We start from the raw sequence: 24,789 nt of genomic DNA, 5'->3' as shown, positions 1-24,789 counted from the left end.
ATGCTCAGCCGACCGGCTTGTCGACCTGGATCGCGCCGAGGATGCGGTTGAACACCTCGTCAAGGCTGCCGACGCCGTCGATGACGGTCAGTTGGCCCTGCTGGCGGTAGTACTCGATCACCGGCGCGGTCTGCTGGTCGTAGACCTGCAGACGCTTGCGCACCGATTCGGGGTTGTCGTCGGCGCGGCCTTCGGCCTGCGCACGCCCGGCGAGGCGCTCGACCAGCAGCTCGTTGTCGACCTCGAGCTGGACCGCGGCATCGAAGGACTGGCCGAGGTCGGCCAGCAGTTCGCCGAGCGCGGCGGCCTGGGCGAGGTTGCGCGGGTAGCCGTCGAGGATGAAACCGGCGCGGGTGTCGTCGCGCGAGAAGCGGTCACGCAGCATGCCGAGCAGGATGTCGTCGGAGACCAGGTCGCCGCGCGCCATCACTTCCTTCGCCTGCAGCCCCAGCGGCGACTGCGCCGCGACTTCCGCGCGCAGCAGGTCGCCGGTGGAGATGTGCGGGACCTGCAGGTATTCCTTCAGCCGTGCCGCCTGCGTGCCCTTGCCCGAACCGGGCGCACCCAAAAGAACCAGTCGCATCGAAGACTCCACTCCTTACAAACGGGAATTCGCCGCAGCCAGGCTCGTCTGGACCATCCGCCGCGCATAGACAGGGCGCACTGTACCGTATCCACCCCGGCCGCCACGAGAGAAATCCGACACGGCCGCCCTCCCCTTTCCACTGCCGCGAACCACCACGATGGCCACAGGAAACCTGCTCTACGCCCAGTCCGGCGGCGTCACCGCCGTCATCAATGCCACCGCATCCGGGGTCATCACCGAAGCGCGTGCACGCCGCATCCGGGTGCTTGCCGCGCGCGAAGGCATCCTCGGGGCACTGCGCGAGGACCTCGTCGATACCGGTCGCGAGCGCATCGCCGACATCCGCGCCCTGGCACACACGCCGGGCGGCGCGTTCGGCTCGTGCCGTTTCAAGTTGAAGTCGCTCGACGAGGACCGCGCGAAATACCAGCGCCTGCTCGACGTGTTCCGCGCGCACGACGTGCGCTGGTTCCTCTACAACGGCGGCAACGATTCCGCCGACACCGCGCTCAAGGTGTCCCAGCTGGCGGAAGCCTCGGACTACCCGCTGACCTGCATCGGCGTCCCCAAGACCATCGACAACGATCTCGCGGTCACCGACTGCTCGCCCGGCTTCGGTTCGGCGGCGAAGTACACCGCGGTCTCGGTGCGCGAGGCGGCGCTGGACGTGGCTTCGATGGCGGGCTCGTCCACGCGCGTGTTCGTCTACGAGGCGATGGGCCGCCACGCCGGCTGGCTGGCGGCCGCCGCCGGGCTCGCCGGCGAAGGCCCGGACGACGCACCGCACCTGATCCTGTTTCCCGAGCGCGCCTATGACGAGACCGACTTCCTCGCCCGCGTGCAGGCGGTGGTCGATCGCGTCGGCTGGTGCGTGGTGGTTGCAAGCGAAGGCATCCGCACCGCCGACGGCAGGTTCGTTGCGGAGTCCGGCGGCGGCAGCGATGCGTTCGGCCATGCCCAGCTCGGCGGCGTCGCGCCCTACCTCGCGGGCCGGGTGCAGGACGCCCTCGGGCTCAAGGTGCACTGGGCGGTGCCCGACTACCTGCAGCGTTCGGCGCGGCATATCGCCTCGAAGACCGACCTCGACCAGGCCATCGCGGTGGGCCGCGCCGCGGTGCGTTATGCACTCGAAGGCCGCAACGCGACAATGCCGGCGGTGCGCCGCGTGTCCGCGAGCCCGTATCGCTGGACCATCGAGCCGGCACCGCTGGCGCGGGTGGCCAATCGCGAGAAGAAGATGCCGGCGGCATTCCTGCGTCGCGACGGCTACGGCATCACCGCGGCCGCGCGCCGTTACCTGCAACCGCTGGTGCGCGGCGAAGCGTGGCCACCCTACCGCGATGGCCTGCCGGCGTATGTATCGCTGAAGAACACGCCGGTGGCGAAGAAGCTGCCGGACTGGGAGCCGTAGGCCGCGCGTCCATGCGCGCCGAACAGAACAATCGGCGCAGCCTGCGAAACATGCGCCTACGCGGCACCTGCACGCGGCTGTGATCCCGGCGATTGCTAGTGATCCAGCACCGGCGGCAGCGGGCAATGCAGCACCGCGCAGACCGTGCGCAGCAGCTCGGCCTCCTGCACCGAGATGCGGCCGTCGTGCACGATGGCGTCGGTGATCGCCTCCACCAGCATCTGCTTGGCCACCGGCTCCAGCCGGTCGAGGGGATCCCACACCGCATCCAGTGCCTGCACCGGGTCGTCCGGCGGCACATAGGGCATGTGGTCGCGCGGAAGCACGCGCTGCAGGCCGGCGAGATACGCGCGGCGTGCGCCGTCGGCGTCATCGGGATGCCCGGCCTGCGCCACCACCGCCAGCAGGGTGGCGAACTCCTGCCTGACATTGACGGCGCGCTGGCGCCCGAAGCGCGCATGGCGGCCCGGGTCGAGCGATTCGGTGACCTGCACCTGCAGCAGCCGCCCGAGGCAGTATTCGAACAGCGAGACCCGGCGATCGGCGTGCACCATCGCCTCGACCACGTCGAGGAATACCGCGAGTTCCGGACGCGGGCGCATGCGCAGCACCGGGAAGGCCAGCTGCGCCAGCGGCAGCCGCTGCATCGGATGCAGTTCCTGCATGCCGTCGCGCAGATGGGTGGCCAGGTCGGCCACAGGCATGCCCATGCGCGCGGCGATCTCGGCGTGCTGGCGCCCGCGGATGGCCTCGTCGCCATCCAGCAGCAGCGCGAACAGCACCGCCATCACCTCGTCGCGCCGTCGCGCGGCCTGCTGCAGGGCAGCGGGGATCGCCGCCACGATGGCGCCGGCACGTGTCCAGTCGTCGTCCGCGGGCTCGGCCACGTGGGCCGCGATCATCGGCGGCGTCACCGCGATCCGGGCCGCGGCAGATGGCAGCGGGCCGTCATCGCGTGCGGCCAGGCCGAGCTGCACGTCCTCCTCGAGACCGTTGGGTGGTGAGCGCAGCCAGCGCGCCTGCAGGCCGGCCAGCTGTTCGCCGCTGAAGCCGGGCTCCAGTGCCTGGATGCGCCTGATCAGCGGAGGATGGGTGGCGAACAGACCGGCGAAGCCCACGCCATCACCGAACAGCATGTGGCTGATCTCCTCGGCATCGGCGCGCTCCTGCAGCTTCGAGCCTTCCTGCACGCCGCCGATCTTCTTCAGCGCACCGGCCAGTCCCTGCGTCTGGCGGGTGAATTGCACGGCGGACGCATCGGCGAGGACTTCGCGCGACCGGCTCACGCCGGCCTTGATCATGCGCCCGAAGAACACGCCGGCGTAGCCGATGACCAGGCAGATCAGCGCCATCACCAGCACGAACGCACCATCGCGGCTGCGCGAGGCGGCACCGTGGATGAGGATCCTGCGCCCGATCAGGCCAAGCATCAGGATGCCGAACAACACGCCCATGAGCCGGATGTTGATGCGCATGTCGCCATTGAGCACATGGCTGAACTCATGGGCGATCACGCCCTGCAACTCGTCGCGGTTGAGGCGTTCAAGGGCGCCGCGGGTCACCGCCACCGCGGCGTCGGTCGGCGCGTAGCCGGCCGCGAACGCGTTGATGCCCTGTTCGTGCTCGAGCACGAACAGGGCCGGTACCGGCACCCCGGAGGCGATCGCCATTTCCTCGACCACGTTGCGCAGGCGGCGCAGCTGCGGATCGGTGGTGTCCTCCGGCACCGCCACGCCGCCGAGCTGGGTGGCCACGCGTTCGCCGCCTGCACGCAGGCTCGCCATGCGGTACAGCGAGCCCAGGCCGATGATCATCACGGTGACGATGCTGGCACCCACCAGGGTGCCTACACTGCCGCCGAAGAACAGCAGCACGGCCACGTCCACCAGCACCACGATGCACAGCACCGCCAGTGCGAACAGTACGACCAGCCGGGTGGTGTTGCGTCGCGCCTGGGCCTGCCGCTCGAAGAAGTTCATCGGATCGCCGCGTCAGCGCCCGCGGGTCAGAACTGCACCTTGGGCGCCTCGCGCACCTCGGCGCGGTCGGCGGCGATCTCCAGCAGTGCGGCCGGCTCGAAGCGGAACATGCCGGCGACGATGCTCGACGGGAACACCTCGCGCCTGTTGTTGTAGGCCATCGCCGCATCGTTGTAGGCCTGGCGTGCGAAGGCGACGCGGTTCTCCGTGCTGGTCAGCTCCTCGGTGAGCTGCATCATGTTCTGGCTGGCCTTGAGGTCCGGGTAGGCCTCCACCACCGCCAGCAGCCGCCCGAGCGCCCCATTGAGCGCGCCCTGGGTCTGCGCGAGTTCGGCCATCGCCGCCGGGTCGCCCGGATTGGCCGCCGCCGCCTGCAGGCCGTTGATCGCCGCACCGCGCGCGGCCACCACGGCTTCGAGCGTCTGCCGCTCGTGCGAGAGGTAACCCTTCGCGGTCTCGACGAGGTTGGGGATCAGGTCGAAGCGACGCTGCAGCTGCACGTCGATCTGGGCGAAGGCGTTCTTGAATGCGTTGCGGGCGGTGACAAGGCTGTTGTAGATGCCCACACCCCACACCGCGACAACCACTGCCAGGCCGACAATTACCAGCAGGATCAGCATGCTACCCATCAAAGCTCCCCTTATTCATGCAAGACAGGAATCAGGCGTTATGATCGGCCCGCAAGCAAGCATACGCAGGGGACAGACCCGATGAAAGACAAGGTGCTTCGCCGTCGGTGGGGACGCGCATGGCAACTTGGGCTGGTCGGCATGCTGATGCCGCTGGCCCTCGGCACCACCGCACAGGATCTCCCGCAGCACGCGCAGGTCCTTCCGTCCGCTGCGGAACCGATGCCGGTATTCCCGCGTCCGACCGACGGCCGTCCCGAACAGCGGCCACCGCCGGTGGATGCGAAGCCGCTGCCAGCGTCCTTCAATGTGCGTGAATTCGAGGCGATGGCGCAGGCACTGGTGGCCGACCAGCGCGTGCCCGGACTGGCCATGGCCATCGTCCACAACGGCCGCGTGCTCAGCGCGCGCGGTTACGGCATCACCGACGTGCGCGCCGCCGAGCCGGTGGATGCACACACCGTGTTCCGGCTGGCATCGCTGTCGAAGTCGTTCGCCGGCACCATTGCCGGCGTGCTCGTGTCCGAAGGCGCGCTGCGCTGGGACAGCAAGGTGGTCGACTACATGCCGGGCCTGCGCTTGGCCGACCCCAATGCGGCCCAGCAGGTCACCGTTGCCGACGTGCTGAGCCACCGCGTCGGCCTGCCGCGCCATACCTACGACCGCGACATCGAGGCCGGCACCGACTACACCACCCTCGTGCAGCGGCTGTCGTCGGCCAACATGGCCTGCGCGCCGGGCGACTGTTACGGCTACCAGAACGTCGCCTTCAGCCTGGTCGGCGACGTGGTGTTCGCGACCTCCGGGCAGTTCTTCAGCGAAGCGGTATCACGGCGCCTGTTCAAGCCGCTCGGCATGAACGATGCCAGCTATGGCCTCGACGGCATCCAGGCAAGCCCGCGCTGGGCCAAGCCGCACGTGCGCGCCAACCGCGGCTGGACATCGCTGATGCCCAAGCCCACCTACTACCGGGTGGCGCCCGCCGCAGGCGTCAACGCCAGCATCAGCGACATGGCGCAGTGGCTCATCGCGCATACCGGCCATCGCCCGGACGTGCTGCCTGCACCGCTGCTGGCAACGCTGCATTCGCCGATCGTCGGCACGCCCGGCGAAATGCGCAGCCGCGCGGGATCGTGGCGCAGCGAACGCCTCAATGCCGCCGGCTACGGGCTCGGCTGGCGCGTCTACGATTACGCCGGCCATCGCGTGGTCTTCCATGGCGGTGCGGTGCAGGGCTACCGCGGCGTGATGGCGATGGTGCCGGAGAGCGACTTCGGCATGGTGGTGCTGTGGAACAGCGAGAGCAGCTTGCCGTCCGGCCTGATGCCCACCATCCTCGACCGCGCGCTCGGCCTGCAGCACCACCGCTGGCTGGATGTCGATATCGACGACCTGCTCTACGCCGACCGCGCCGGCGACAGCACCGCACCAGGTGCGGCAGCGTCCAGCGCACACGCCCGGCCGCACTGACCCGCATAAACAAGAACCCCCTCCGCCTGGGCAGCGGAAGGGGTCCGGGATGACGCCGCCTTCTGGGTGCGGCTTACATCAGCGGAGCCGGTGCTGCCGGGATGGCAACCGGCGCAGGCTTCTTGGCCGCACGACGCGGCATCTTCTTGGCAACGGCCTTGCGCGGCGCCGCCTTCTTGGCGGTTGCCTTGCGCGCGGTCTTCTTCGCAGGCGTCTTGCGGGTCGCGGCCTTCTTCGCCGTCGACTTGCGTGCGGTTGCCTTCTTCGCTGCCGGACGCTTGGCGACGGCCTTCTTCGCGGTCTTGCGGGTCGCCGCCTTTTTCGCGGTCGACTTGCGGCCGGTCGCGGCCTTGCGGGCCGTCGACTTCTTCGCTGCCGCCTTGCGCGCGGTGGTCTTCTTGGCTGCCGACTTGCGGGCCGTGGTCTTCTTGGTTGCGGCCTTGCGTGCGGTGGTCTTCTTGGCTGCAGCCTTGCGCGCGGTGGTCTTCTTCGCCGCCGCCTTGCGGGCGGTTGCCTTCTTGGCAACCTTGCTCACGCGCTTGGTGGCCGCGGCTTTCTTGGCAGTCTTCTTGGTTGCCGATTTCTTGGTGGCTTTCTTCGTGGCCATGGGATGGCTCTCCTCGTCAATGGAACTTCGGGTACTACGTGCCCAGTTCGCGAACGCCGCGGGGATCGGACCCGCGACCAACCGCCGACGCGCGACGCGCATCGGAACGGATACCTGCGTCGCGACCCGGCCGGCACGCACTGCCGATTCGATGTCCGACGCACCCGCAGGAAAACGCCCGTGCCTGGATGGCGCGGGCGTGTCCGAAACGGGGTGCTGTTTTTGCATGGGAGACGAGGACCGGTTCCACCTTCTGGAATTTCTGGGCGGAAGGTTGCGTTGTCGCGTGCGATGTCGTCCCGGCCTTGATCACTCGTCCCTGCGGTTGCGTGGTTTCGGCGAAACCTAATCACGCTTTTTTTAACTGTCAACACCTGTCGTTGCATGTGCCCGCGCACGTCTGCACGCGTTCTCGACATCGGGCATCACGCTGCCGGCGCGGCGGGTCCCCGACATGCGTGCGCGCAGCGCACGTCGAGCGCGACACGTTGTCGGCCGATGCTGTTTTCAAGTGCTTTTCGGATGCACGCCGCATTGCATGCGTACATCGCCCATCGCGCGTCATGCCGGCGATCGGCAACGGCAACGTCGTCGTGCAGCCGGTCATGCCATTGCGGAACAACTCAGCGAAAGGATGCATCTTGCGCGCTGCAGCGACACCTTTGCGCGGAACTGCGCGAACAGAAACCGCGCTTGCGCGGTCATGCATGCCCGCACGCACGTCGAACGCGGCAACGAAAACGCCGCCTCGTGGGCGGCGTTTCGATGCAGCGTCCAGTGCTTTCGCCGATCAGTCGGCGTCATCGAGCAACGACGCGTAGTCGTCGGGATCGAGCAGTTCGTTGAGCTGTTCGCTGTCCTCGATTTCCACCGCGAAGATCCAGCCTTCGCCGAACGCATCCTCGTTGATCGTCTCCGGCTTGTCGGCCAGATCGGAGTTCACCGCGACCACGGTGCCAGTGACCGGCGAATAGACATCGGAGGCGGCCTTGACCGACTCGACCACGGCGGCACCGGTGCCGGCTTCGACGCGATCGCCGACGCTGGGAAGGTCGACATAGACGAGGTCACCCAGCAGGCCCTGGGCATGGTCGGAGATGCCGACCGTGACCCTGCCGTCGCCCTCGACGCGGGCCCATTCGTGGGATTTGAGGAACTTCAGGTCGCCGGGAATCTCGCTCATGTCGGGGCTCCGAATCAGGGGGTGGTGAGTGCGGCCAAGTGTAGCCGGGGAGGCGCGCGACGCGCAGGCCGTTCGCGTCGTACGCCAGGGTGTGCAGGAGCCGCGCGTCAGTCGAGGATGCCCGGCTGCGGCTGGCCGTCGCGCACGAACGGGAACTTCACCGTGCGCACCGGCACCTCGCGGCCGCGGATATCCACGCGCACCTGGCCGGCGTCTCCAGCGGGGACGCGCGCGAACGCGATCGCCTTGCCCAGGGTCGGCGAGAACGTGCCGGACAGGATCTCGCCGTCACCGGCATCGCTGAGCACGCGCTGGCCATGGCGCAGCACGCCCTTCTCGTCCATGACCAGACCGATCAGCTGACGCGCATCGCCATCGGCCTTCTGACGCTCCAGGCGCTCGCGCCCGATGAAGTCACGGCCGTCGTCGAGCGAGACCGTCCAGCCGAGTGCGACCTCGTACGGGGTGACCGATTCGTCCATGTCCTGGCCGTACAGCGCCAGCCCGGCTTCCAGGCGCAGCGTGTCGCGCGCACCCAGCCCGGCAGGCTTCACTCCTGCGCCCAGCAATGCATCCCACAGCGCGACGGCGCCACCCTGCTCCAGCACGATCTCGAATCCGTCCTCACCGGTGTACCCGGTGCGCGCGACGAACAGTGCGGTGCCCTGCGCGGAGCGCACGTCGATCGCGGCGAAGCGGCCAAGTCCGGCCAGCGCATCGCGGTCGGCGGTATCGACGAGACCGAGCACGCGCTCGCGTGCGTTCGGGCCCTGCACGGCGATGATCGCAAGTTCGGAGCGTTCGGCCACCTCGACGCCGAAGGCTTCGGCATGGCGGCCGATCCACGCCAGGTCCTTGTCGCGGGTGCCGGCATTGACCACCAGCCGGTACCAGCCGTCGTCCATGTAATAGACGATGAGGTCGTCGATCACGCCGCCGTTGTCGTCGAGCATGCAGCTGTAGATCGCCTTGCCCTTCTTCTTCAGCTTGTCGACCGAATTGGCCAGCAGGCGGCGCAGGAAGTCGCGCACGCGCTCGCCGCGCAGGTCGACCACGGTCATGTGGCTGACATCGAACATGCCGGCATCGCGGCGCACCTGGTGGTGCTCCTCGATCTGCGAACCGTAGTTGAGCGGCATGTCCCAGCCGCCGAAATCCACCATGCGCGCACCGAGGGCGCGATGGCTGTCGTTGAGGATGGTCTTGCGGGTCATGGGGGGACGCCTTCGCTGCGAAAGAGCCCGATTATCCCAGACCGGTCGCGGCCGTGCCCCGGGCCGTTGGTCTACCCCCGGGGCACGCCCGTGGTCGTTTACCCGGTGTGTTCCGGGCCCGCGTACTCGACCAGCAGCACCAGCCCGTCGGCGCCGGTCACCCGCACCGGCGTGCCGACCGGCAGGTCCGGCCCGGCAACCACCCAGAAGGCGTCGCCGATCTTGACGCGTCCGCGCCCATCGACGATCGCGGTTTCCACCGGCACCACGCGCCCGAGGTGATGGGCCGCACGGCGGTTGAGCGTGGGGTGGTCGCTGACGCGCCCGCGGCCGCGGAACCAGGTGCGATAGACCTGGATCGACACGAAGCACAGGACGACGAAAGCCACGACCTGCCACAGCAGGTCGATGCCCGGCACCAGCAGCACGCCGAGGAACACCGCGGCCGCGGCGAAGCCCATCCACAGCATGAAGGCACCCGGCGCGAGTGTCTCCGCCGCGAACAGCAGCAGCGCCACCGCCGCCCATGCCACCACTTCCCAGCGCATGGGCTCAGCCCCCGCGCGGCGTCTGCACGCCGCGCGCCACCGCACCGGCCTGCTGCTTGCCGAGCGCTTCGCGCGCGAGCTCGGCAATGCCGCCGATCGACCCGATCACGCCACTGGCTTCCATCGGCATCAGCACGAACTTCTGGTTGGGCGCGGTGGCGAGCTCGCGGAATGCCTCGACGTACTTCTGTGCGATGAAGTAGTTGATCGCCTGCACGTCGCCATTGGCGATGGCATCCGACACCATCTGCGTGGCCTTGGCTTCCGCCTCGGCAAGGCGCTCACGCGCCTCGGCTTCGCGGAACGCGGATTCCTTCTGGCCTTCGGCCTGCAGGATCGCCGCCTGCTTGTCGCCCTCGGCGCGCAGGATCTCCGACTGCCGATGGCCCTCGGCCTCCAGGATCACCGCGCGGCGCTCGCGCTCGGCCTTCATCTGCCGGGCCATCGAGTCGACCAGGTCACGCGGCGGCTGGATGTCGCGGATCTCGATGCGGGTGACCTTGATGCCCCACGGGTTGGTGGCCTGGTCGACCACGTTGAGCAGCTGCGCGTTGATGGTCTCGCGGTTGGACAGCGATTCGTCCAGGTCCATCGAGCCGATCACGGTACGGATGTTGGTCTGCACCAGCGCGATGGTGGCGATCTCGAGGTTGGCGACCTCGTAGGCGGCCTTGGCCGCATCGAGCACCTGGAAGAACACCACCCCGTCCACGCGCACCACCGCGTTGTCACGGGTGATGACGTCCTGGCTGGGCACGTCCAGCACCTGCTCCATCATGTTGACCTTGCGGCCCACGCCGTAGACCACCGGGACCAGGAAGTGCAGGCCCGGATCGAGCGTGTGGGTGTACTTGCCGAAGCGCTCGACGGTCCACTCGTAGCCCTGCGGCACCATGCGCACGGTCTTGAACAGCACGATGATGCCGGCCAGCAACAGGACCGCGGTGAGAAAACCGGTCGCTCCCATGTGTATCTCCTCGCTGTGATTGTTCCCCGGGGACGGAGTATAGGGGTCGGGTGTGACCCGGCGTCCGCGGTTGCGACGCTTTCTCCAGCTGCCGCATCTAACCCTTCGATGCCACTGACCATGCACTCACTGCAGGCCACGCCCGCACCCGCACCCGGGCCGCCGCCGGCCGCGCCGACCTCGGCGTCCGGCTTCGCGATCGAGGTGCCCGGCACGTTGCTGCAGCGCGCGCGAGCCGGCGAACGGGCGGCGTTCGAGCAGCTGTATCGCTGGTTCGAACGTCCCACGTTCACGCTGGCGCTGCGCATCTGCGGCGACCGCGACACCGCCGCGGATGTGCTGCAGGACACCATGCTGAAGATGATCGACCGCATCGGCGACTTCCGCGGCGCCTGCCCGTTCTGGGGCTGGCTGCGGCAGATCGCGGTCAACGAGGCACTGATGCGCCTGCGTCGCGGGCGTCGTTTCGAGGGGCATCTGGATGTCGACGAGCACGAGCCCGCCGGCGACACCCCGCCACCGAGCGCCGCTGCCGACGCCGCGGCACTGCAGCGTGCGCTGGCCGGGCTTCCGGTGATCACCCGCAGCGTGCTGTGGCTGTACCACGCCGAAGGCTTCACCCATGAGGAGATCGGCACGCTGATGGAACGCACGCCGAGCTTCTCCAAATCACAGGTCTCGCGCGGCACCCGCCGCCTGCGTGAACTGCTCGATACCCCCAATCCCACCCTCACCGGAGCGTCGCCATGACCGACCCCCGCACGCCCCCGCCCGCGACCTGGCAGGAGGCGTTTTCGCGCCTTCCGCTGGCCAGCCCGCCGGCGCAGGGCTGGGACGCGATCGCCGCACGGCTGCCGCAGCCATCACGACCGCGCCGCTGGCCGGTGTGGACCGCGCTCGCGGCGTCGCTGCTGCTGGTGGTCGCGCTGCCGCTGCGCTGGCTGGCACCCGATGCACCTGTCGGCACCGCGCCAGCGGACGACAGCGCGGTCGCCGCGTTGCAGGACGAATCCGCCCGCCTCGAGGCGCTGCTGCCGCTGCTGGCCGACGACCGCGTGGCGAGCGGCAGCGCGGCACTGATGTCCGGCGAACTCGAGTTGCGCTTGGCTGCGATCGACGCCCGTCTGCGCGACCCGGCGCTAGATGCACGCGCCCGCGAGGAACTGTGGCGCTCGCGCGTGGACACCCTGCTCGCGCTGGTGCAGTTCGAAGGCGAACGCTCGTGGCTTGCCGCACAGGGCTCGCGCTTCGACACCGCACTGGTCCAGATCGACTGACCTCCCAACCAACCGCCTGCTGGAGAACCACCATGATCCGCCGCCCCCCCGCCCTCGCCATGCTTGCGCTCGCCGTTGCGCTGGCCACCGGTACCGCCAGTGCCCAGGGCACCGACAACCGCAGCCTCGAGCAGGCGCGTGCCGACCTGCAACGCGCCGCCGCGCGGGTCGCGGAGCTGTCCACCGACAGCGCCGCGGATGTCGTGCACCGGCGCACGCGGCCGGTGCTGGGCGTGGTGCTGGCAGCCGATGCCGATGCGGGCGTGCGCATCGCCGCGGTCACCCCCGGCAGCGCCGCCGACGATGCCGGGCTGCGCAGCGGCGACCGCATCGTCGCCATTGGCGGCACCTCGATCCTCGGCCGCGACGGCGAGCTGCGACTGGACAACGCACGCGGATTGTTGCGCGGGATGGCCGGCGGCACACCGGTGCGGGTGGACTACGAGCGCGGCGGGCGCCGCGCGTCGGTGGACATCACCCCGCGCCCGGGGACCGGGGTTGCGGTGCTGTCGGGCGCCGATCTGGCACGCACGCTTGAAAACGTACGCGAAGGGATCGATGGCGTGGACATGCAGCGCATCGGCGAGCAGGTGCGCATCGCCACCAGTGGGATCGGCGCAGAGGTCGAACGTGCGCTGGCAGCGGCGGGGCTCGACGCCAACTGCGAAGGCACGGCCTGCGGCACCCCGCGGCTGCTGTCGGCGATGCGCTGGAGCGGGCTCAACCTCGCGGCGCTGGATGGCGACCTCGGCCGCTACTTCGGCACCGACCGCGGCGTGCTGGTGTTGTCGACCGGCAATATCGACGGCCTGCGTGCCGGCGACGTGATCCAGCGAGTGGATGGCCAGGCGGTCGCCACCCCGCGCGACGTGATGCAGCGCCTGCGCGGCCGCGACGAAGGCGAACGGGTGACGATCACCTACCTGCGCGACCGCAGGAGCGGCACTGCCCAGGTGATGGTCCCCGCGCAGCGCTCGCTGCGGCTGGTGGCGCCGCCGGCACCTCTGGCGCCGCCACGGCCACCCGCGCCACCGAAGGCGCCGGCCGCTCCTCCGGAGGCGGCCTGAGGGCTACTTGGTCAGGATCAGCTTGTCGTTGCGGGTATGGCGCAGCCGGTAGAGCTCGTTGCCATGGCGGATGCAGATCTCGCGCTGGCCGGCCAGCAGGCCCGCGCTGTCGACCAGCACCTGTGCCGGCGCTGTCTGCGTCGCGGTGCAGGAGGTCGGGCGGGTTGCGGACGGATCGGCGGGGAGAGGGTCGTGCGAGCGATCGAGCGACATTCTGCTGCCTCGGGACGGGGACGCCGCAACAGTAATGATTCTCATTAACCAGTCAAGGGGTGGCGTCGTCCCGGGCGAGCAGGGGCGGACCCGCAGGTGTCAGCGCTCCTGCGTCACCGCCTCGATCCGCCGCCACACCGACGGCTCGAGGCGCTCGAGCAGATCCAGCGCCTGCAGATTTTCCAGCAGCTGCGACACCCGGCTGGCACCGGTCAGCACGGTCGACACATGCGGGTTGCGCAGGCACCAGGCGATCGCCAGCGGCGCCGGTGCAACGCCCAGCTCCGTCGCCAGCGCGGTGAAGGCGCGCGCACGCTCCAGCCGCGACGGGTCCTGCAGCAGCAGTTCGCGCAGCCACGCGTAGCCGGGCTGGCCGAGGCGGCTGTCGTCACCGATGCCATCGTTGTACTTGCCGGTCAGAAGCCCGGAGCCCAGCGGCGACCACACCGTGGCACCGAGGCCCAGTTCGCCGTAGAGCGGCGCGTATTCCAGCTCCACGCGCCGGCGGTGCAGCAGGTTGTACTCGGGCTGCTCCATCGTCGGCGGGTGCAGCCGGTGCCTGCGGGCGAGATCGGCGGCTTCCATCACCCGCTCTGCCGGCCATTCCGAAGTGCCCCAGTACAGCACCTTGCCCTGGCGGATCAGCGTATCCATCGCCCACACGGTCTCGGCCACGGGGGTGTCCGGGTCCGGGCGGTGGCAGAAGAAAAGATCGAGATAGTCGACGCGCAGCCGCCGCAGCGCGGCATGGCAGGCGTCGTGCACGTGCTTGCGCGACAGCCCGCGCTGGGTCGGGCGCGGATCGGCGGCGGAACCGAAATACACCTTGCTGGAGACGCAGTAGCCATCGCGCGGCAGGCGCAGGTCGGCAATGACGTCGCCCATGATCCGCTCGGCGTCGCCATGGGCATACCCTTCGGCGTTGTCGAAGAAGTTGATGCCGTGGTCCCACGCCGCGGCGACCAGCTCGCGCGCCTCGCCGCGGCCGATGCGGCTGCCGAAGGTGGCCCAGGCACCGAACGACAGCGCGGACAGCTGCAGGCCTGACTGGCCGAGTCGGCGGTACTGCATCGCGGGCGCTCCGGGGATGGTGCTCCAGTGTAGCGAGCCGCGGCCCCGGCCCGGCGCTATGCTCGGCGCGGGGCAGCGCGCGGGGAGGCCATGGGCGACGCATCGAAAGCCGGGCGACGACGGGCGCCGGGGCTGTTCGCCCGCCCGGACGCACTGCTGCTCGACACCGGCGCGGACGGCGAGCTGCTGACCGCGCGCGTGCGTGCGCTGCTGTCGCTGCTGGTGCTGTCGCTGCCGCTGCTGGCCGCGCTGGATGGCGACGGCCGCGAAGTGGCGATCGGGCTGGGTGCGGCGGTGGTGATCAACGCGAGCGCGCAGCTGTGGCTGGCGCTTGCGCGACGCCGGGTGCGCTGGCTGCCGCTGGCCACCGCGACCCACGATGTCAGCGTGACCTCGCTGGTGCTGTTGCTGCTCGCGCGCGACGATCCGGCCGCGGGCCTCAACAGCATGGTGGTGTGGTGCTTCTACGCGGTGGCGATCGTGCTGACCGCGCTGCGCAACGACGTGCGGCTGGCGCTGTACACGGGCGCGCTGGCGATCGCCCAGTACGCGCTGCTGTGGTGGATGGTCACCGCGATGGCACCCGGCGACGCGCTGCCGGCGTCCTATGCCTACGGCGTGGTGTCGCCGGGCACGCTGGCCCAGCGGTTGGTGCTGCTGGCGATCATCACCGCGATCACCGCGCTGGTGGTGCGGCGCATCCAGCGGCTGATCACCGCCGCCGGACACGATGCACTCACCGGTCTGCCCAACCGGGCCTGGCTGCTGCAGCACCTGCCGCGCGATGCGGCCGACGCACGGGCCAGCGGCCGCAGCCTGAGCGTGGCGCTGCTGGACCTCGACCGCTTCCGCCGCATCAACGAAGCGGCCGGGCATCCGGCCGGTGACCGCGCGCTGCGCCACTTCGCGGCGGGGCTGACCGCCCTGCTCGAGGACGGCGAGCACGCCGCGCGCATCGGCGGGCAGGAATTCGTGCTGCTGCTGCGCGGCCCGATCGGCAGTGCCTGGGAGCGCCTGGACGGGCATCGCCGCGCCCTGGCCGAACAGGCGTTCCAGCCCGGCCGCGGCCGTGACGGCGTGACCCTGCGTTTCAGCGCCGGGCTGGCGGCCTGGCCACAGGACGGCGCCGACACCTCGGCCCTGCTCGGCACCGCCGACCGGCGCCTCAAGCAGGCCAAGCGCGATGGCGGCGACCGGGTGTGGGCCCGCGACTGCTGAATGAATATGTCCTTCACGAGAATGTGAAGAATCCGTGATATTGCCCCGACCGCCCGCCTCCCCTAACCTGCGCGGTCTGCTGGCGCCCTGGGGCACTCGATGGAAGTACTGGCACGGGTCGGTTTCGGCCTGTTCGGACTGGTGGTGCTCCTTGGCATCGTCTGGCTGTTCTCCAACAACAAGCGTCGCGTCGACTGGGTGCTGGTCGGCACGGGCGTCGCGCTGCAGATCGCGTTTGCCGCGCTGGTGCTGCTGGTGCCGGGCGGTCGCGAGGTGTTCGACTGGCTCGGCCACGGCTTCGTGAAGATCCTGGGCTTCGTCAACGCCGGCTCGAGCTTCATCTTCGGCAACTTGATGGATGTCGACACCTACGGCTTCATCTTTGCCTTCCAGGTGCTGCCGACGATCATCTTCTTCGCCTCGCTGATGGCGGTGCTCTACCACCTCGGCGTGATGCAGGCGGTGGTGCGGGTGATGGCGCTCGCCATCACCAAGGTGATGCGTGTGTCAGGCGCCGAGACCACCAGCGTCTGCGCCAGCGTCTTCATCGGCCAGACCGAGGCGCCGCTGACGGTGCGCCCGTACATCTCGCGGATGACCGAGTCCGAACTGATCACGATGATGATCGGCGGCATGGCGCATATCGCCGGCGGCGTGCTGGCGGCCTATGTCGGCATGCTGGGCGGCGGTGACCCGGTCGAGCAGGCGTTCTACGCCAAGCACCTGCTGGCGGCGTCGATCATGGCGGCGCCGGCGACGCTGGTGATCGCCAAGATCCTGATCCCGGAAACCGGCGAGCCGCTGACCCGCGGCACGGTGAAGATGGAAGTGGAGAAGACCACCAGCAACATCATCGACGCCGCCGCGGCCGGTGCCGGCGACGGCCTGCGGCTGGCGCTCAACATCGGCGCGATGCTGCTGGCCTTCATCGCGCTGATCGCGATGATCAACGCGCCGCTGACCTGGCTGGGCGAGATCACCGGCCTGCAGGAAACCCTGGGCCGCCCGCTCGACCTCGCCACCATCTTCGGCTTCGTGCTGGCGCCGATCGCCTGGGTGATCGGCGTGCCGTGGGCGGATGCCGGGGTGGTCGGCTCGCTGATCGGCCAGAAGGTGGTGATCAACGAGTTCGTGGCCTACCTGCAGCTGGCCGACATCGTCAACGGGCGCGTGGAAGGCGTGGTGCTGAGTGAACAGGGCCGGCTGATCGCCACCTATGCGCTGTGCGGCTTCGCCAACTTCAGCTCGATCGCGATCCAGATCGGCGGCATCGGCGGGCTTGCGCCCGACCGTCGCCAGGACCTTGCCCGCTTCGGCCTGCGCGCGGTACTGGGCGGCACCATCGCCACGATGATGACCGCCACGATCGCCGGCGTGCTGACCACCTTCGCCTGAGTCCGGCATGGCAGGGGCACGCGCAGGCGTCATCGTCGTCGGCTCGTTCAATGTCGACCATGTGTGGCGCGCGACGCGCCTGCCGCGGCCAGGCGAAACGCTGGCCGGTGCCTACACCACCGGCCCCGGCGGCAAGGGCTTCAACCAGGCGGTCGCCGCGCGCCGCGCCGGTGCGGACGTACGCTTCGTCTGCGCGCTCGGTGATGACGCCGGTGGTGCCCTCGCCCGTGATCTCGCAGCTGCCGACGGCATCGACCTGCAGGCACGCGCAAGCGATGCACCCACCGGCACCGCCGGCATCTACACCGATGACGCCGGCCGCAATTCGATCGTGATCGGGCCGGGCGCGAACGCCACCCTGGATGCGGCGTTTGTCGAAGGCCATGCCGGGGCGTTGGCGGCTGCGGCCGTGGTACTGGCGCAGCTGGAATCACCCCGCGACGCGATCGCCGCCGCGCTCGCACAGGCGCGCCGCGGTGGCGCGCTGGCAATGCTCAATCCGGCGCCGGCGGATGCCGTCGTGGACGCGGAACTGCTGGCCTGCTGCGACCTGCTGACGCCCAACGAGAGTGAATTCGCCGCGCTGCTGGCGGCACACGGCCATGGCCGCATCGACGACGACGCGGTGGCGGCGCTCGACGATGGCGCATTGCACGCGCTGTGTCGCGCGCTGCTGCCGCAGGGCACGGTGGTGGTGACCCTTGGCGGCGCCGGTTGCTTCGTCTCGCATGCCGACCCGGCACGCTTCGGTGATATCGCGCCGCACGCACGGCTGCCGGCGCATCCGGCGCGGGTCGTCGACACCACCGGTGCGGGCGACGCCTTCAACGGTGCACTCGCCGCGGCCATCGCGCTGCAGCCGCAGCGTGCCTTCAGCGCGCAGCTGCGCTTCGCCAGCCGCTACGCGGCCGCCTCTACCGAGCACCCCGGCGCCGCGTCGGCAATGCCACTGCTGCGCGCCGACGGCTGACGCGCGCGTCCGCCGGGTCCGCAGGCGCCAGCGCCTACAATGCCGCCATGCAGATCGGCCCGCACCGCATCCACCCCCGCGTGATCCTGGCCCCGATGGCCGGGGTCACCGACAAGCCGTTCCGCCAGCTGTGCAAGCGGCTGGGCGCCGGGCTCGCGGTGTCGGAGATGACCACCAGCGATCCGCGCTTCTGGAACACGCGCAAGTCGCTGCACCGCATGGACCACGTCGGCGAGCCCGACCCGGTGTCGGTGCAGATCGCCGGCACCGAACCGGCGGTGATGGCCGAGGCCGCGCGCCACAATGTGGGGCACGGCGCGCAGATCATCGACATCAACATGGGCTGCCCGGCGAAGAAGGTGTGCAACGCCTGGGCGGGTTCGGCGCTGATGCGCGACGAGGCGCTGGTCGGCCGCATCCTCGAGGCCGTGGTCGGCGCGGTGGACGTTCCCGTCACCCTGAAGATCCGCACCGGCTGGGACGCGGACAACCGCAACGCGCCGGTGATCGCACGCATCGCCGAGGCCGCCGGCATCGCCGCGCTGACCATCCACGGCCGTACCCGCGACCAGCAGTACAGCGGCCAGGCCGAGTACGACACCATCGCCGCGATCAAGGCGCAGCTGACGATCCCGGTCATCGCCAACGGTGATATCGATTCGCCCGACAGGGCGGCCATGGTGCTGCGCCATACCGGTGCCGACGCGGTGATGGTGGGGCGCGCCGCGCAGGGCCGGCCGTGGATCTTCCGCGAGATCGCGCACTTCCTGGCGACCGGCGAACGCCTGCCACCGCCGACCCTGGCCGAGGTCCGCGACGTGCTGCTCGGCCATCTCGAGGCCCTGCACGCCTTCTATGGCGAGCAGAGCGGCGTGCGCATCGCGCGCAAGCACCTGGGCTGGTATGCGAAGGACCGCCCGGAGCATTCGGCCGAACAGCGCGCGGCGTTCCGCGCCGTGGTCAACCGCGCCGAGACCGCGCAGGCCCAGCTGGCGCTGACCCGCGACTATTTCGACGCACTGATCGCGGGCGTCGCCCCGGAGTGGGCGGACGCGGCCTGAGCCCCTCGTGGGCCCACGGTGACTGCCAGGCGGGGCCCGGCGCCCGGCAACGCACCATGCTGTTGCAAACGCGCCGCAGCGCGCAGACGCCGGGATTCCTAGAATGGGCCCTGCCCTTCAACGCGCCACGCCCATGAGCGACCTTCCCGCCTGCGTCGACTTCCCCTACCTGCACGGCTTCTCGCCCACCGAGCAGGCACGCCTGGTGCGCCAGGCGCGGCTCGCCGAGTCGACGATCTTCCGCAACATCGATTATCCCGGCGCGAAACGGCTGCTCGAGGTCGGCAGCGGAGTCGGCGCGCAGACCGAGATCCTGCTGCGACGTTTCCCCGACCTGCACGTGACCGGGGTCGACCTCAGCACGGCGCAGGTCGACGCCGCCCGCGCACGACTCGCGCAACAGCCATGGCTCGATGGCCGCTACGACTTCCGCCAGGCCGACGCCACCGACCTGCCCTTCGAGCCGCGCAGCTTCGATGCCGCCTACCTGTGCTGGGTACTCGAACACGTGCCGAAGCCTGCGCGCGTGCTCAGCGAAGTGCGACGGGTGCTGGCGCCGGGTGCGCCGGTCTACGTCACCGAGGTCATGAACGCGTCGTTCGTGCTCGACCCGTACTCGCCCAACGTCTGGCGCTACTGGATGGCGTTCAACGACTTCCAGTACGACAGCGGCGGCGATCCGTTCATCGGCGCCAAGCTCGGCAACCTGCTGCTGGCCGGTGGCTTCCGCGACGTCTCGACCGAGGTCAAGACCTTCCACTTCGACAACCGCGAGCCGGCGCTGCGCAAGACCATGATCGCCTTCTGGGAGGAACTGCTGCTGTCGGCGGCCGACCAGCTGATCGCCGCCGGTTGCGTCACCGCGGAGGTCGTCGAGGGCATGCGCCGCGAGATCGCCCAGGTGCAGAACGACCCGGACGCGGTGTTCTTCTACGCCTTCATGCAGGCACGCGCGACGGTCTACTGAGCGCCGGCCGCGGGTTGCATGGCGGCCGGCACGCCCGCCGCGGGCTGCTGCCAGATGCGCTGCCACAGCCCGGCGAGCTGTTCGCCCCGGCCGGCGTCGCCGGGCAGCTGTCGCGGCGGCGCCAGTGCCTGCCAGTTGCCATCGCCAGCGCGCCGGGCCACGGCGAAGTTGAAGAAGTAGCCCGGCTCCAGGCCCATGCGCAGGTCGCTGAGCACCAGGGTGCCGTCACGCACCTGCGCGCGCATGAAGCCATGGTTGAACCATTGCAGCCGCTGCACCGCCGGCAGGTCGCCGGCCGCGGCGAGCGCCTGCATGTCGGACCCGTGCGCGCGGAAATGGATCGGTCCACGATCGGCCACGACCGAACGCTCGCCTTCCAGGTAGCCGTCGGGCGTCATCACCACCACCCGCCACAGCAGCGTGTTGAGTGGCATCGGCACCGAGAAGCGCGGCGCATCGGCGAGCCCCATCGTCGCCAGCGTGCGCGTCGCCTCGCGCTCGACCATCGCCTTGGCCGCCAGCGACCAGCCGATGTAGCCGCTGCTCAGCACCAGCCCGGCGACCAGCGCGGTGCGCGCCACCGGTTTCGCGCCGGCCCACAAGGCCACCAGCACCCCACCGAGCAGCCATACCGTATAGGCCGGATCGATGATGAACAGGCTCGACCACATCACCGGCGGTGCCGGCAGCGGCCACAGCAGCTGGGTGCCGTAGACGGTGAACGCATCGAGCAGCGGGTGGGTCACCAGCGCCAGCTGGATCGCCCAGAACCACGCCCGCGGCGCTTCGGCCACGCGTCCGCCACGGCGGCGGAACCATGCCCACAGCGCCCATGCCACCAGTGGCAGCACGAACAGCGAGTGCGACAGGCCGCGGTGCAGGGTCATCTGCGCGACCGGGTCGTCGGTCAGCAGCCACAGCGGCAGCGAGTCGAGGTCCGGCAGCGTGCCGAGCACCGCGCCTGCCCCCATGGCGGCGCGCCGGTGCCGCGCCGGCACCACGGCCGCGGCCACCGAGGCGCCAAGCAGGATCTGGGTCAGCGAATCCATGCGCGGTCAGTGCACCGTGCTGCCGCAGCACTTTTTCCATTTCTGGCCACTGCCGCAGGGGCAGGGATCGTTGCGGCCCGGCAGCGCTTCGCGGCGGATGGGTTCGCGCGGGCGCTGTGCCTCGAAGCGCATCAGGTCGAGATCCTGCAGCAGCGCCGGCACCGAGGCGAGCAGCCCCCAGCGGTCGTCGAAGTCGAGCAGGTCGTCGGCGTCGAGCTCCATTTCCGCAGCATGCTCCGGCGTCGCCACCGACATCCGCATCAGGTCCTGGATGTCGAGCGCGAGGTCGGCGTCGGCGTCCATCCACTTCGTCCACGCGTCGGCGCGCAGCGACATCCCCTGCAGGAATCCGGCCGCCCACAGCGCACCCACCGGGAAGTCGCGCGGGATCGCGTCGATGTCGTCGTCTTCGCCGTCCTCCAGCTCGGGCAGGCCGACGAACGGCATCAGCTCGTAGGCGGCATCGGCATCGTCATCCACGGGCAACGGCTGGCGCACGCGCCAGGTGATGTGGTCCCACAGCTTGCGCAGCAGTTCGACCAGTTCCGGCGCCGCTTCACCGTCGCCCAGCACCTGCGGCAACGCCTCGTCGGGCAGCACCGGCTCGGGGCCGACGATCAGCGCCGAGAAAAGCCCGTCCACGGCCTCCAGCGGCATGCCGTCGCCATCGCCAACGTGGTCGTACAGCAGTGCTTCGAGCCTGGCGAGGTCGTCGTCGCCGAACGGCGACGTTTCGGGGGTGGGGATCATGGCGATTCTCCGGCAGCGGCCAGCCAGTTTAACCAACGCGCAACGCCGCACCGGCGAACATGCGTGCGGGCGCGCGGAGCTGTATCATCCGCGGCCATCTTTTCATCCGAATACAAGGATATTGCCGATGTCGAGCTACCTGTTCACCTCCGAATCGGTGTCCGAAGGCCATCCGGACAAGGTCGCCGACCAGATCTCCGACGCCGTGCTGGACGCGATCCTCACCCAGGACAAGCGTGCCCGCGTGGCCTGCGAGACCATGGTGAAGACCGGCGTGGCGATCGTCGCCGGCGAGGTGACCACCAGCGCGTGGGTCGACATCGAGGAGCTGACCCGCAAGGTCATCAACGGCATCGGCTACACCAATTCCGACGTCGGCTTCGACGGACACACCTGCGGCATCCTCAACCTGATCGGCAAGCAGTCGCCCGACATCGCCGCCGGCGTGGACGGCACCGACCGCAAGGCGAAGAAGCCGGAGGAACAGGGTGCGGGCGACCAGGGCCTGATGTTCGGCTATGCCTGCAACGAGGCGCCCGAGTACATGCCGGCGCCGATCTACTACAGCCACCGGCTGGTGGAGCAGCAGGCCAAGGTGCGCAAGAACGGCAAGCTGAAGTGGCTGCGCCCGGATGCCAAGAGCCAGGTCACGCTGCGCTACGACGAGAACAACCAGGTCGCCGGGCTGGATGCCGTGGTGCTGTCGACCCAGCACGACCCGGGCATCAAGCAGAAGGACCTGATCGAGGCGGTGCGCGAGTTCATCCTCAAGCCGGTGCTGCCGAAGAAGTGGATGGACACGCTGCCGAAGAACAAGGTGCATATCAATCCGACCGGCATCTTCGTGATCGGCGGACCGGTGGGCGATTGCGGCCTGACCGGGCGCAAGATCATCGTCGACACCTACGGCGGCATGGCCCGCCACGGCGGCGGCGCGTTCTCCGGCAAGGATCCGTCGAAGGTGGACCGTTCGGCGGCCTACGCCGCGCGCTACGTGGCCAAGAACGTGGTCGCCGCGGGTCTGGCCGACAAGTGCGAGGTGCAGGTGTCCTACGCGATCGGCGTCGCCGAGCCGACCTCGATCTCGGTCACCACCTTCGGCACCGGCCGTATCCCGGATGCACAGATCGAGAAGCTGATCCGCACCCATTTCGACCTGCGCCCGTACGGCATCATCAGGATGCTCGACCTGATCCACCCGATGTACCAGGCGACCGCCGCCTACGGCCACTTCGGCCGCAAGCCGAAGGAGTTCACCTACGTGGATGCCGACGGCAACACGGTGTCGGCGACCGCGTTCTCGTGGGAGCGCACCGACCGCGCCGATGCGCTGCGGGCCGACGCCGGGCTCTGAGCTGGCAGACCGTTGCACATGAAGAGGGCCGCGCAAGCGGCCCTCTTCGTTTCCCGCACGTCACAAGGGTCTGCGGATCAGGACGTGCTGACCTCGACATCGATGCGGTCGTGCTGCTGGTTGGCATTGTCGCCATCCGAACCCGACGCGATCCGGAACAGCTTCTCGATGAAGCCGTAGGGTTCGTTGTTGAGGTTGCGCGCCAGCGAGATGGCGAAGTCGGTCGGCGTCGGCGAATAGCCGTCGCTGCCCAGCATCACGGCGAGATCCGGGTGCGCGCCGCCGTACCCGACGCCGTCGACGGTCGATTGCGTCTGCTCCATCAGCGCCTGCATCTGCGACTCGCTGAAGGTCAGGGTGACGGTGTCACCCGCGTCCACCGGCCCGCTCCCGTCCACCGAGCCGGTCAGGGCGACGTTGAGCAGGGTTGCCATGGCCTCCTCCTCGGAGGCCTCGTTGGCGCCCATGAAGCGGTCGAACCAGCCGTAGGCCGGGCGATCCGTGTTCACCTCGAAGCTGTAGCTGCGCTCGCCCGGCAGCTCGTGGTCGTCGGCATCGAAACGCTGCTCGATGGTCAGCGGCACGTTGCCGCCATAGCCCAGGTCGGTGGTGAGCGAGTACGAGCCGTCGGGGTAGGTGATCTTGACCGAACTGCCGGTATTGGCCTGGCCGCCCAGGGTGAGGTCGACATGCTTGCCGAACTCCGCGCGCAGCTGCGTCTGCGAGGAGAAGTCGATGCGCTCGATCGTGGCCACGTCGGAAACGCCCGCGGTCTCGTGTGGCACCTGGCCGGTGGCATTGAAGTGCTGCAGCGCGGCCTGGCCTTCCGGCGTGGTGATGTCGAACTGCGCGGTCTGCAGAGTGGCACCGTGCAGCTGGTCCTCGCGCCCGGCCATGACCTTGACGTCGCCGACCGACACGCCGACACCGTTGAAGGCGTTGATGGTCTCGGTGGGGCCGGCGGTCACGCGCACCGTGTTCTCGTCCACCCGCTCCATGACGTAGCTGGTGCCCTCGGCGTTGTTCACCCTGGTCTGCGTGCCGATGTAGCGGAACGAGGCATCGAACGAGGTGTTGACGTAATCGCTGCCGTTCAACGTCACGCTGCCGCCGACCGGGAGGGTCGTCGGGTCGAAGGGATTGACCTGCGCGGCCTGCTCGACGGTGGCCTCGCCCGGCAGCGATACCTTGTATTTCGCCTCGATGCCGGTGGTAATGCCGCCGCTGACGTCCAGGCCGCCCTTGCCGCCACCGGCGCTCACCTCGCCGGACACGCCGACCTGCGCCTGGGTGGCGATGGTGAAGCTGGAATGGGTGTTGCTGTGGCTTTCGGTGACCGTGACCGAGGACTCTTCGGAGACGCTCACCGAGAAACCGGCGGTGTCGCGGCGGTTGCTGCCTTCGGGGCGGCTGTTGTCGAGTTCGGTCTTCTGCTTGTCGGTGAGCTTCACCGACAGGCTGTCCGGCTTCCATGTGATGGAGCCGTCGTCGTTCTTGAGGGTGACCTTGACGTCGGTGGTCGAGTGGGTGGCGCTACCGGCGTCGATGTCGCCGGTGACGCTCTGCGGCGGCGGCGGGATCTCGAGTACATCGCCGCGGGCGATATTGCCGCCCTGCCCCAGCTGCGGATTGGCGGCGCGGATCGCCTCCGGGCTCACTGCGTACTGCTCGGCCAGCGACTGCACGGTGTCGCTGCCGGTCACGCGGTGCTGTACCGGCTGCGTGCGTTCCGCCGGTGGCGGCGGCGGCGGCGGTGGGACATAGGCGCGCCCACCGTCGTGGATCATGTGCACCATCTTGGAA

24 protein-coding genes are annotated in these 24,789 nt (G+C 69.4%); 11 read left to right on the top strand and 13 right to left on the bottom strand.

The features are described from left to right. Positions 1-4: 4 nt before the first annotated feature. Positions 5-583 (bottom strand): adenylate kinase, encoded by a 579-nt coding sequence (locus LDO11_RS14900; RefSeq protein ID WP_232142239.1) that lies wholly within the window; start codon positions 581-583, stop codon positions 5-7. Positions 584-743: 160 nt separating this feature from the next. Here LDO11_RS14900 and LDO11_RS14895 point away from each other — a divergent pair, with 160 nt between their 5' ends. After that, a complete protein-coding gene (locus tag LDO11_RS14895; protein ID WP_232142238.1) occupies positions 744-1,997 on the top strand; it encodes a 6-phosphofructokinase in 1,254 nt (417 codons plus the stop codon). 95 nt (positions 1,998-2,092) lie between these two features. Here the strand turns inward: LDO11_RS14895 and LDO11_RS14890 are convergent, their stop codons facing one another. Both LDO11_RS14890 and LDO11_RS14885 read right to left on the bottom strand, forming a co-directional pair. After that, a complete protein-coding gene (locus tag LDO11_RS14890; RefSeq protein ID WP_232142237.1) occupies positions 2,093-3,976 on the bottom strand; it encodes a M48 family metallopeptidase in 1,884 nt (627 codons plus the stop codon). Positions 3,977-4,002: 26 nt separating this feature from the next. Next, positions 4,003-4,605 carry a LemA family protein gene (locus LDO11_RS14885; RefSeq protein ID WP_232142236.1) on the bottom strand — a complete coding sequence of 201 codons (603 nt, stop codon included), beginning with the start codon at positions 4,603-4,605 and terminating at the stop codon, positions 4,003-4,005. A gap of 81 nt (positions 4,606-4,686) precedes the next feature. Between LDO11_RS14885 and LDO11_RS14880 the strand changes: the two genes are divergently transcribed. Beyond that, positions 4,687-6,075 (top strand): serine hydrolase domain-containing protein, encoded by a 1,389-nt coding sequence (locus LDO11_RS14880; RefSeq protein WP_232142235.1) that lies wholly within the window; start codon positions 4,687-4,689, stop codon positions 6,073-6,075. A gap of 73 nt (positions 6,076-6,148) precedes the next feature. Here LDO11_RS14880 and LDO11_RS14875 read toward each other — a convergent pair whose 3' ends face one another. The 5 genes from LDO11_RS14875 to LDO11_RS14855 form a co-directional block, all read right to left on the bottom strand. Continuing rightward, positions 6,149-6,682, bottom strand: a complete 534-nt coding sequence (locus LDO11_RS14875; protein ID WP_129137182.1) for a histone H1-like repetitive region-containing protein — start codon at positions 6,680-6,682, stop codon at positions 6,149-6,151. A gap of 790 nt (positions 6,683-7,472) precedes the next feature. After that, positions 7,473-7,865 (bottom strand): glycine cleavage system protein GcvH, encoded by a 393-nt coding sequence (gene gcvH / locus LDO11_RS14870; protein ID WP_129135166.1) that lies wholly within the window; start codon positions 7,863-7,865, stop codon positions 7,473-7,475. Positions 7,866-7,972: 107 nt separating this feature from the next. Then, positions 7,973-9,079, bottom strand: coding sequence for a glycine cleavage system aminomethyltransferase GcvT (gcvT, locus tag LDO11_RS14865; protein WP_232142234.1), 1,107 nt, complete (start codon positions 9,077-9,079; stop codon positions 7,973-7,975). A gap of 98 nt (positions 9,080-9,177) precedes the next feature. Then, a complete protein-coding gene (locus tag LDO11_RS14860; RefSeq protein WP_232142233.1) occupies positions 9,178-9,627 on the bottom strand; it encodes an NfeD family protein in 450 nt (149 codons plus the stop codon). Positions 9,628-9,631: 4 nt separating this feature from the next. After that, complete coding sequence (locus LDO11_RS14855) at positions 9,632-10,594, bottom strand: SPFH domain-containing protein (protein ID WP_232142232.1); 963 nt, start codon at positions 10,592-10,594, stop codon at positions 9,632-9,634. 120 nt (positions 10,595-10,714) lie between these two features. Between LDO11_RS14855 and LDO11_RS14850 the strand changes: the two genes are divergently transcribed. Genes LDO11_RS14850 through LDO11_RS14840 form a run of 3 tightly spaced genes read left to right on the top strand, consistent with a single transcriptional unit; the run spans position 10,715 to position 12,938 of the window. After that, on the top strand, positions 10,715-11,344 hold the full coding sequence (locus LDO11_RS14850) for an RNA polymerase sigma factor (RefSeq protein WP_232142231.1): 630 nt from the start codon (positions 10,715-10,717) through the stop codon (positions 11,342-11,344). After that, positions 11,341-11,871, top strand: a complete 531-nt coding sequence (locus tag LDO11_RS14845; protein WP_232142230.1) for a hypothetical protein — start codon at positions 11,341-11,343, stop codon at positions 11,869-11,871. The genes LDO11_RS14850 and LDO11_RS14845 overlap by 4 nt, the downstream gene beginning before the upstream one ends. A 32-nt stretch (positions 11,872-11,903) precedes the next feature. Continuing rightward, complete coding sequence (locus tag LDO11_RS14840; protein WP_232142229.1) at positions 11,904-12,938, top strand: PDZ domain-containing protein; 1,035 nt, start codon at positions 11,904-11,906, stop codon at positions 12,936-12,938. 3 nt (positions 12,939-12,941) lie between these two features. On the opposite strand, the gene hemP is transcribed toward LDO11_RS14840, so the two are convergent. Next, complete coding sequence (gene hemP / locus LDO11_RS14835; protein WP_232142228.1) at positions 12,942-13,151, bottom strand: hemin uptake protein HemP; 210 nt, start codon at positions 13,149-13,151, stop codon at positions 12,942-12,944. A 99-nt stretch (positions 13,152-13,250) separates the two neighbouring features. Beyond that, positions 13,251-14,222 carry an aldo/keto reductase gene (locus LDO11_RS14830; protein WP_232142227.1) on the bottom strand — a complete coding sequence of 324 codons (972 nt, stop codon included), beginning with the start codon at positions 14,220-14,222 and terminating at the stop codon, positions 13,251-13,253. 90 nt (positions 14,223-14,312) lie between these two features. Between LDO11_RS14830 and LDO11_RS14825 the strand changes: the two genes are divergently transcribed. The 5 genes from LDO11_RS14825 to LDO11_RS14805 all read left to right on the top strand — a co-directional run bounded on the left by LDO11_RS14825 (position 14,313) and on the right by LDO11_RS14805 (position 19,833). Further along, positions 14,313-15,440 (top strand): GGDEF domain-containing protein, encoded by a 1,128-nt coding sequence (locus LDO11_RS14825; protein WP_232142226.1) that lies wholly within the window; start codon positions 14,313-14,315, stop codon positions 15,438-15,440. A gap of 99 nt (positions 15,441-15,539) precedes the next feature. Beyond that, complete coding sequence (locus LDO11_RS14820) at positions 15,540-16,835, top strand: NupC/NupG family nucleoside CNT transporter (protein WP_232142225.1); 1,296 nt, start codon at positions 15,540-15,542, stop codon at positions 16,833-16,835. Between the two features lie 7 nt (positions 16,836-16,842). Continuing rightward, entirely contained in the window at positions 16,843-17,805 is a 963-nt protein-coding gene (locus LDO11_RS14815; protein ID WP_232142224.1) for a ribokinase, read from the top strand. A gap of 47 nt (positions 17,806-17,852) precedes the next feature. After that, positions 17,853-18,866, top strand: coding sequence for a tRNA dihydrouridine synthase DusB (gene dusB / locus LDO11_RS14810; protein ID WP_232142223.1), 1,014 nt, complete (start codon positions 17,853-17,855; stop codon positions 18,864-18,866). A 133-nt stretch (positions 18,867-18,999) separates the two neighbouring features. After that, a complete protein-coding gene (locus LDO11_RS14805) occupies positions 19,000-19,833 on the top strand; it encodes a class I SAM-dependent methyltransferase (protein ID WP_232142222.1) in 834 nt (277 codons plus the stop codon). Here the strand turns inward: LDO11_RS14805 and LDO11_RS14800 are convergent. Together LDO11_RS14800 and LDO11_RS14795 are read right to left on the bottom strand one after the other, a co-directional pair. Further along, on the bottom strand, positions 19,827-20,882 hold the full coding sequence (locus tag LDO11_RS14800) for a metal-dependent hydrolase (RefSeq protein ID WP_232142221.1): 1,056 nt from the start codon (positions 20,880-20,882) through the stop codon (positions 19,827-19,829). The two genes, LDO11_RS14805 and LDO11_RS14800, sit on opposite strands and share 7 nt — an antisense overlap. Positions 20,883-20,888: 6 nt before the next feature. Further along, positions 20,889-21,632 carry a UPF0149 family protein gene (locus LDO11_RS14795; protein WP_232142220.1) on the bottom strand — a complete coding sequence of 248 codons (744 nt, stop codon included), beginning with the start codon at positions 21,630-21,632 and terminating at the stop codon, positions 20,889-20,891. A gap of 127 nt (positions 21,633-21,759) precedes the next feature. Between LDO11_RS14795 and metK the strand changes: the two genes are divergently transcribed. Continuing rightward, positions 21,760-22,986, top strand: a complete 1,227-nt coding sequence (gene metK / locus LDO11_RS14790; RefSeq protein ID WP_232142219.1) for a methionine adenosyltransferase — start codon at positions 21,760-21,762, stop codon at positions 22,984-22,986. Between the two features lie 77 nt (positions 22,987-23,063). Here the strand turns inward: metK and LDO11_RS14785 are convergent, their stop codons facing one another. Further along, positions 23,064-24,782: a LysM peptidoglycan-binding domain-containing protein gene (locus LDO11_RS14785; protein WP_232142218.1), complete on the bottom strand. Its 1,719-nt coding sequence runs from the start codon at positions 24,780-24,782 to the stop codon at positions 23,064-23,066. Positions 24,783-24,789: the final 7 nt, after the last annotated feature.

The organism is Alterluteimonas muca (genome assembly GCF_021191595.1).
Classification (GTDB): domain Bacteria; phylum Pseudomonadota; class Gammaproteobacteria; order Xanthomonadales; family Xanthomonadaceae; genus Luteimonas; species Luteimonas muca.
The sequence above is the reverse complement of the archived record's forward strand: the minus strand, read 5'-3'. Positions and strand labels throughout refer to the sequence as shown.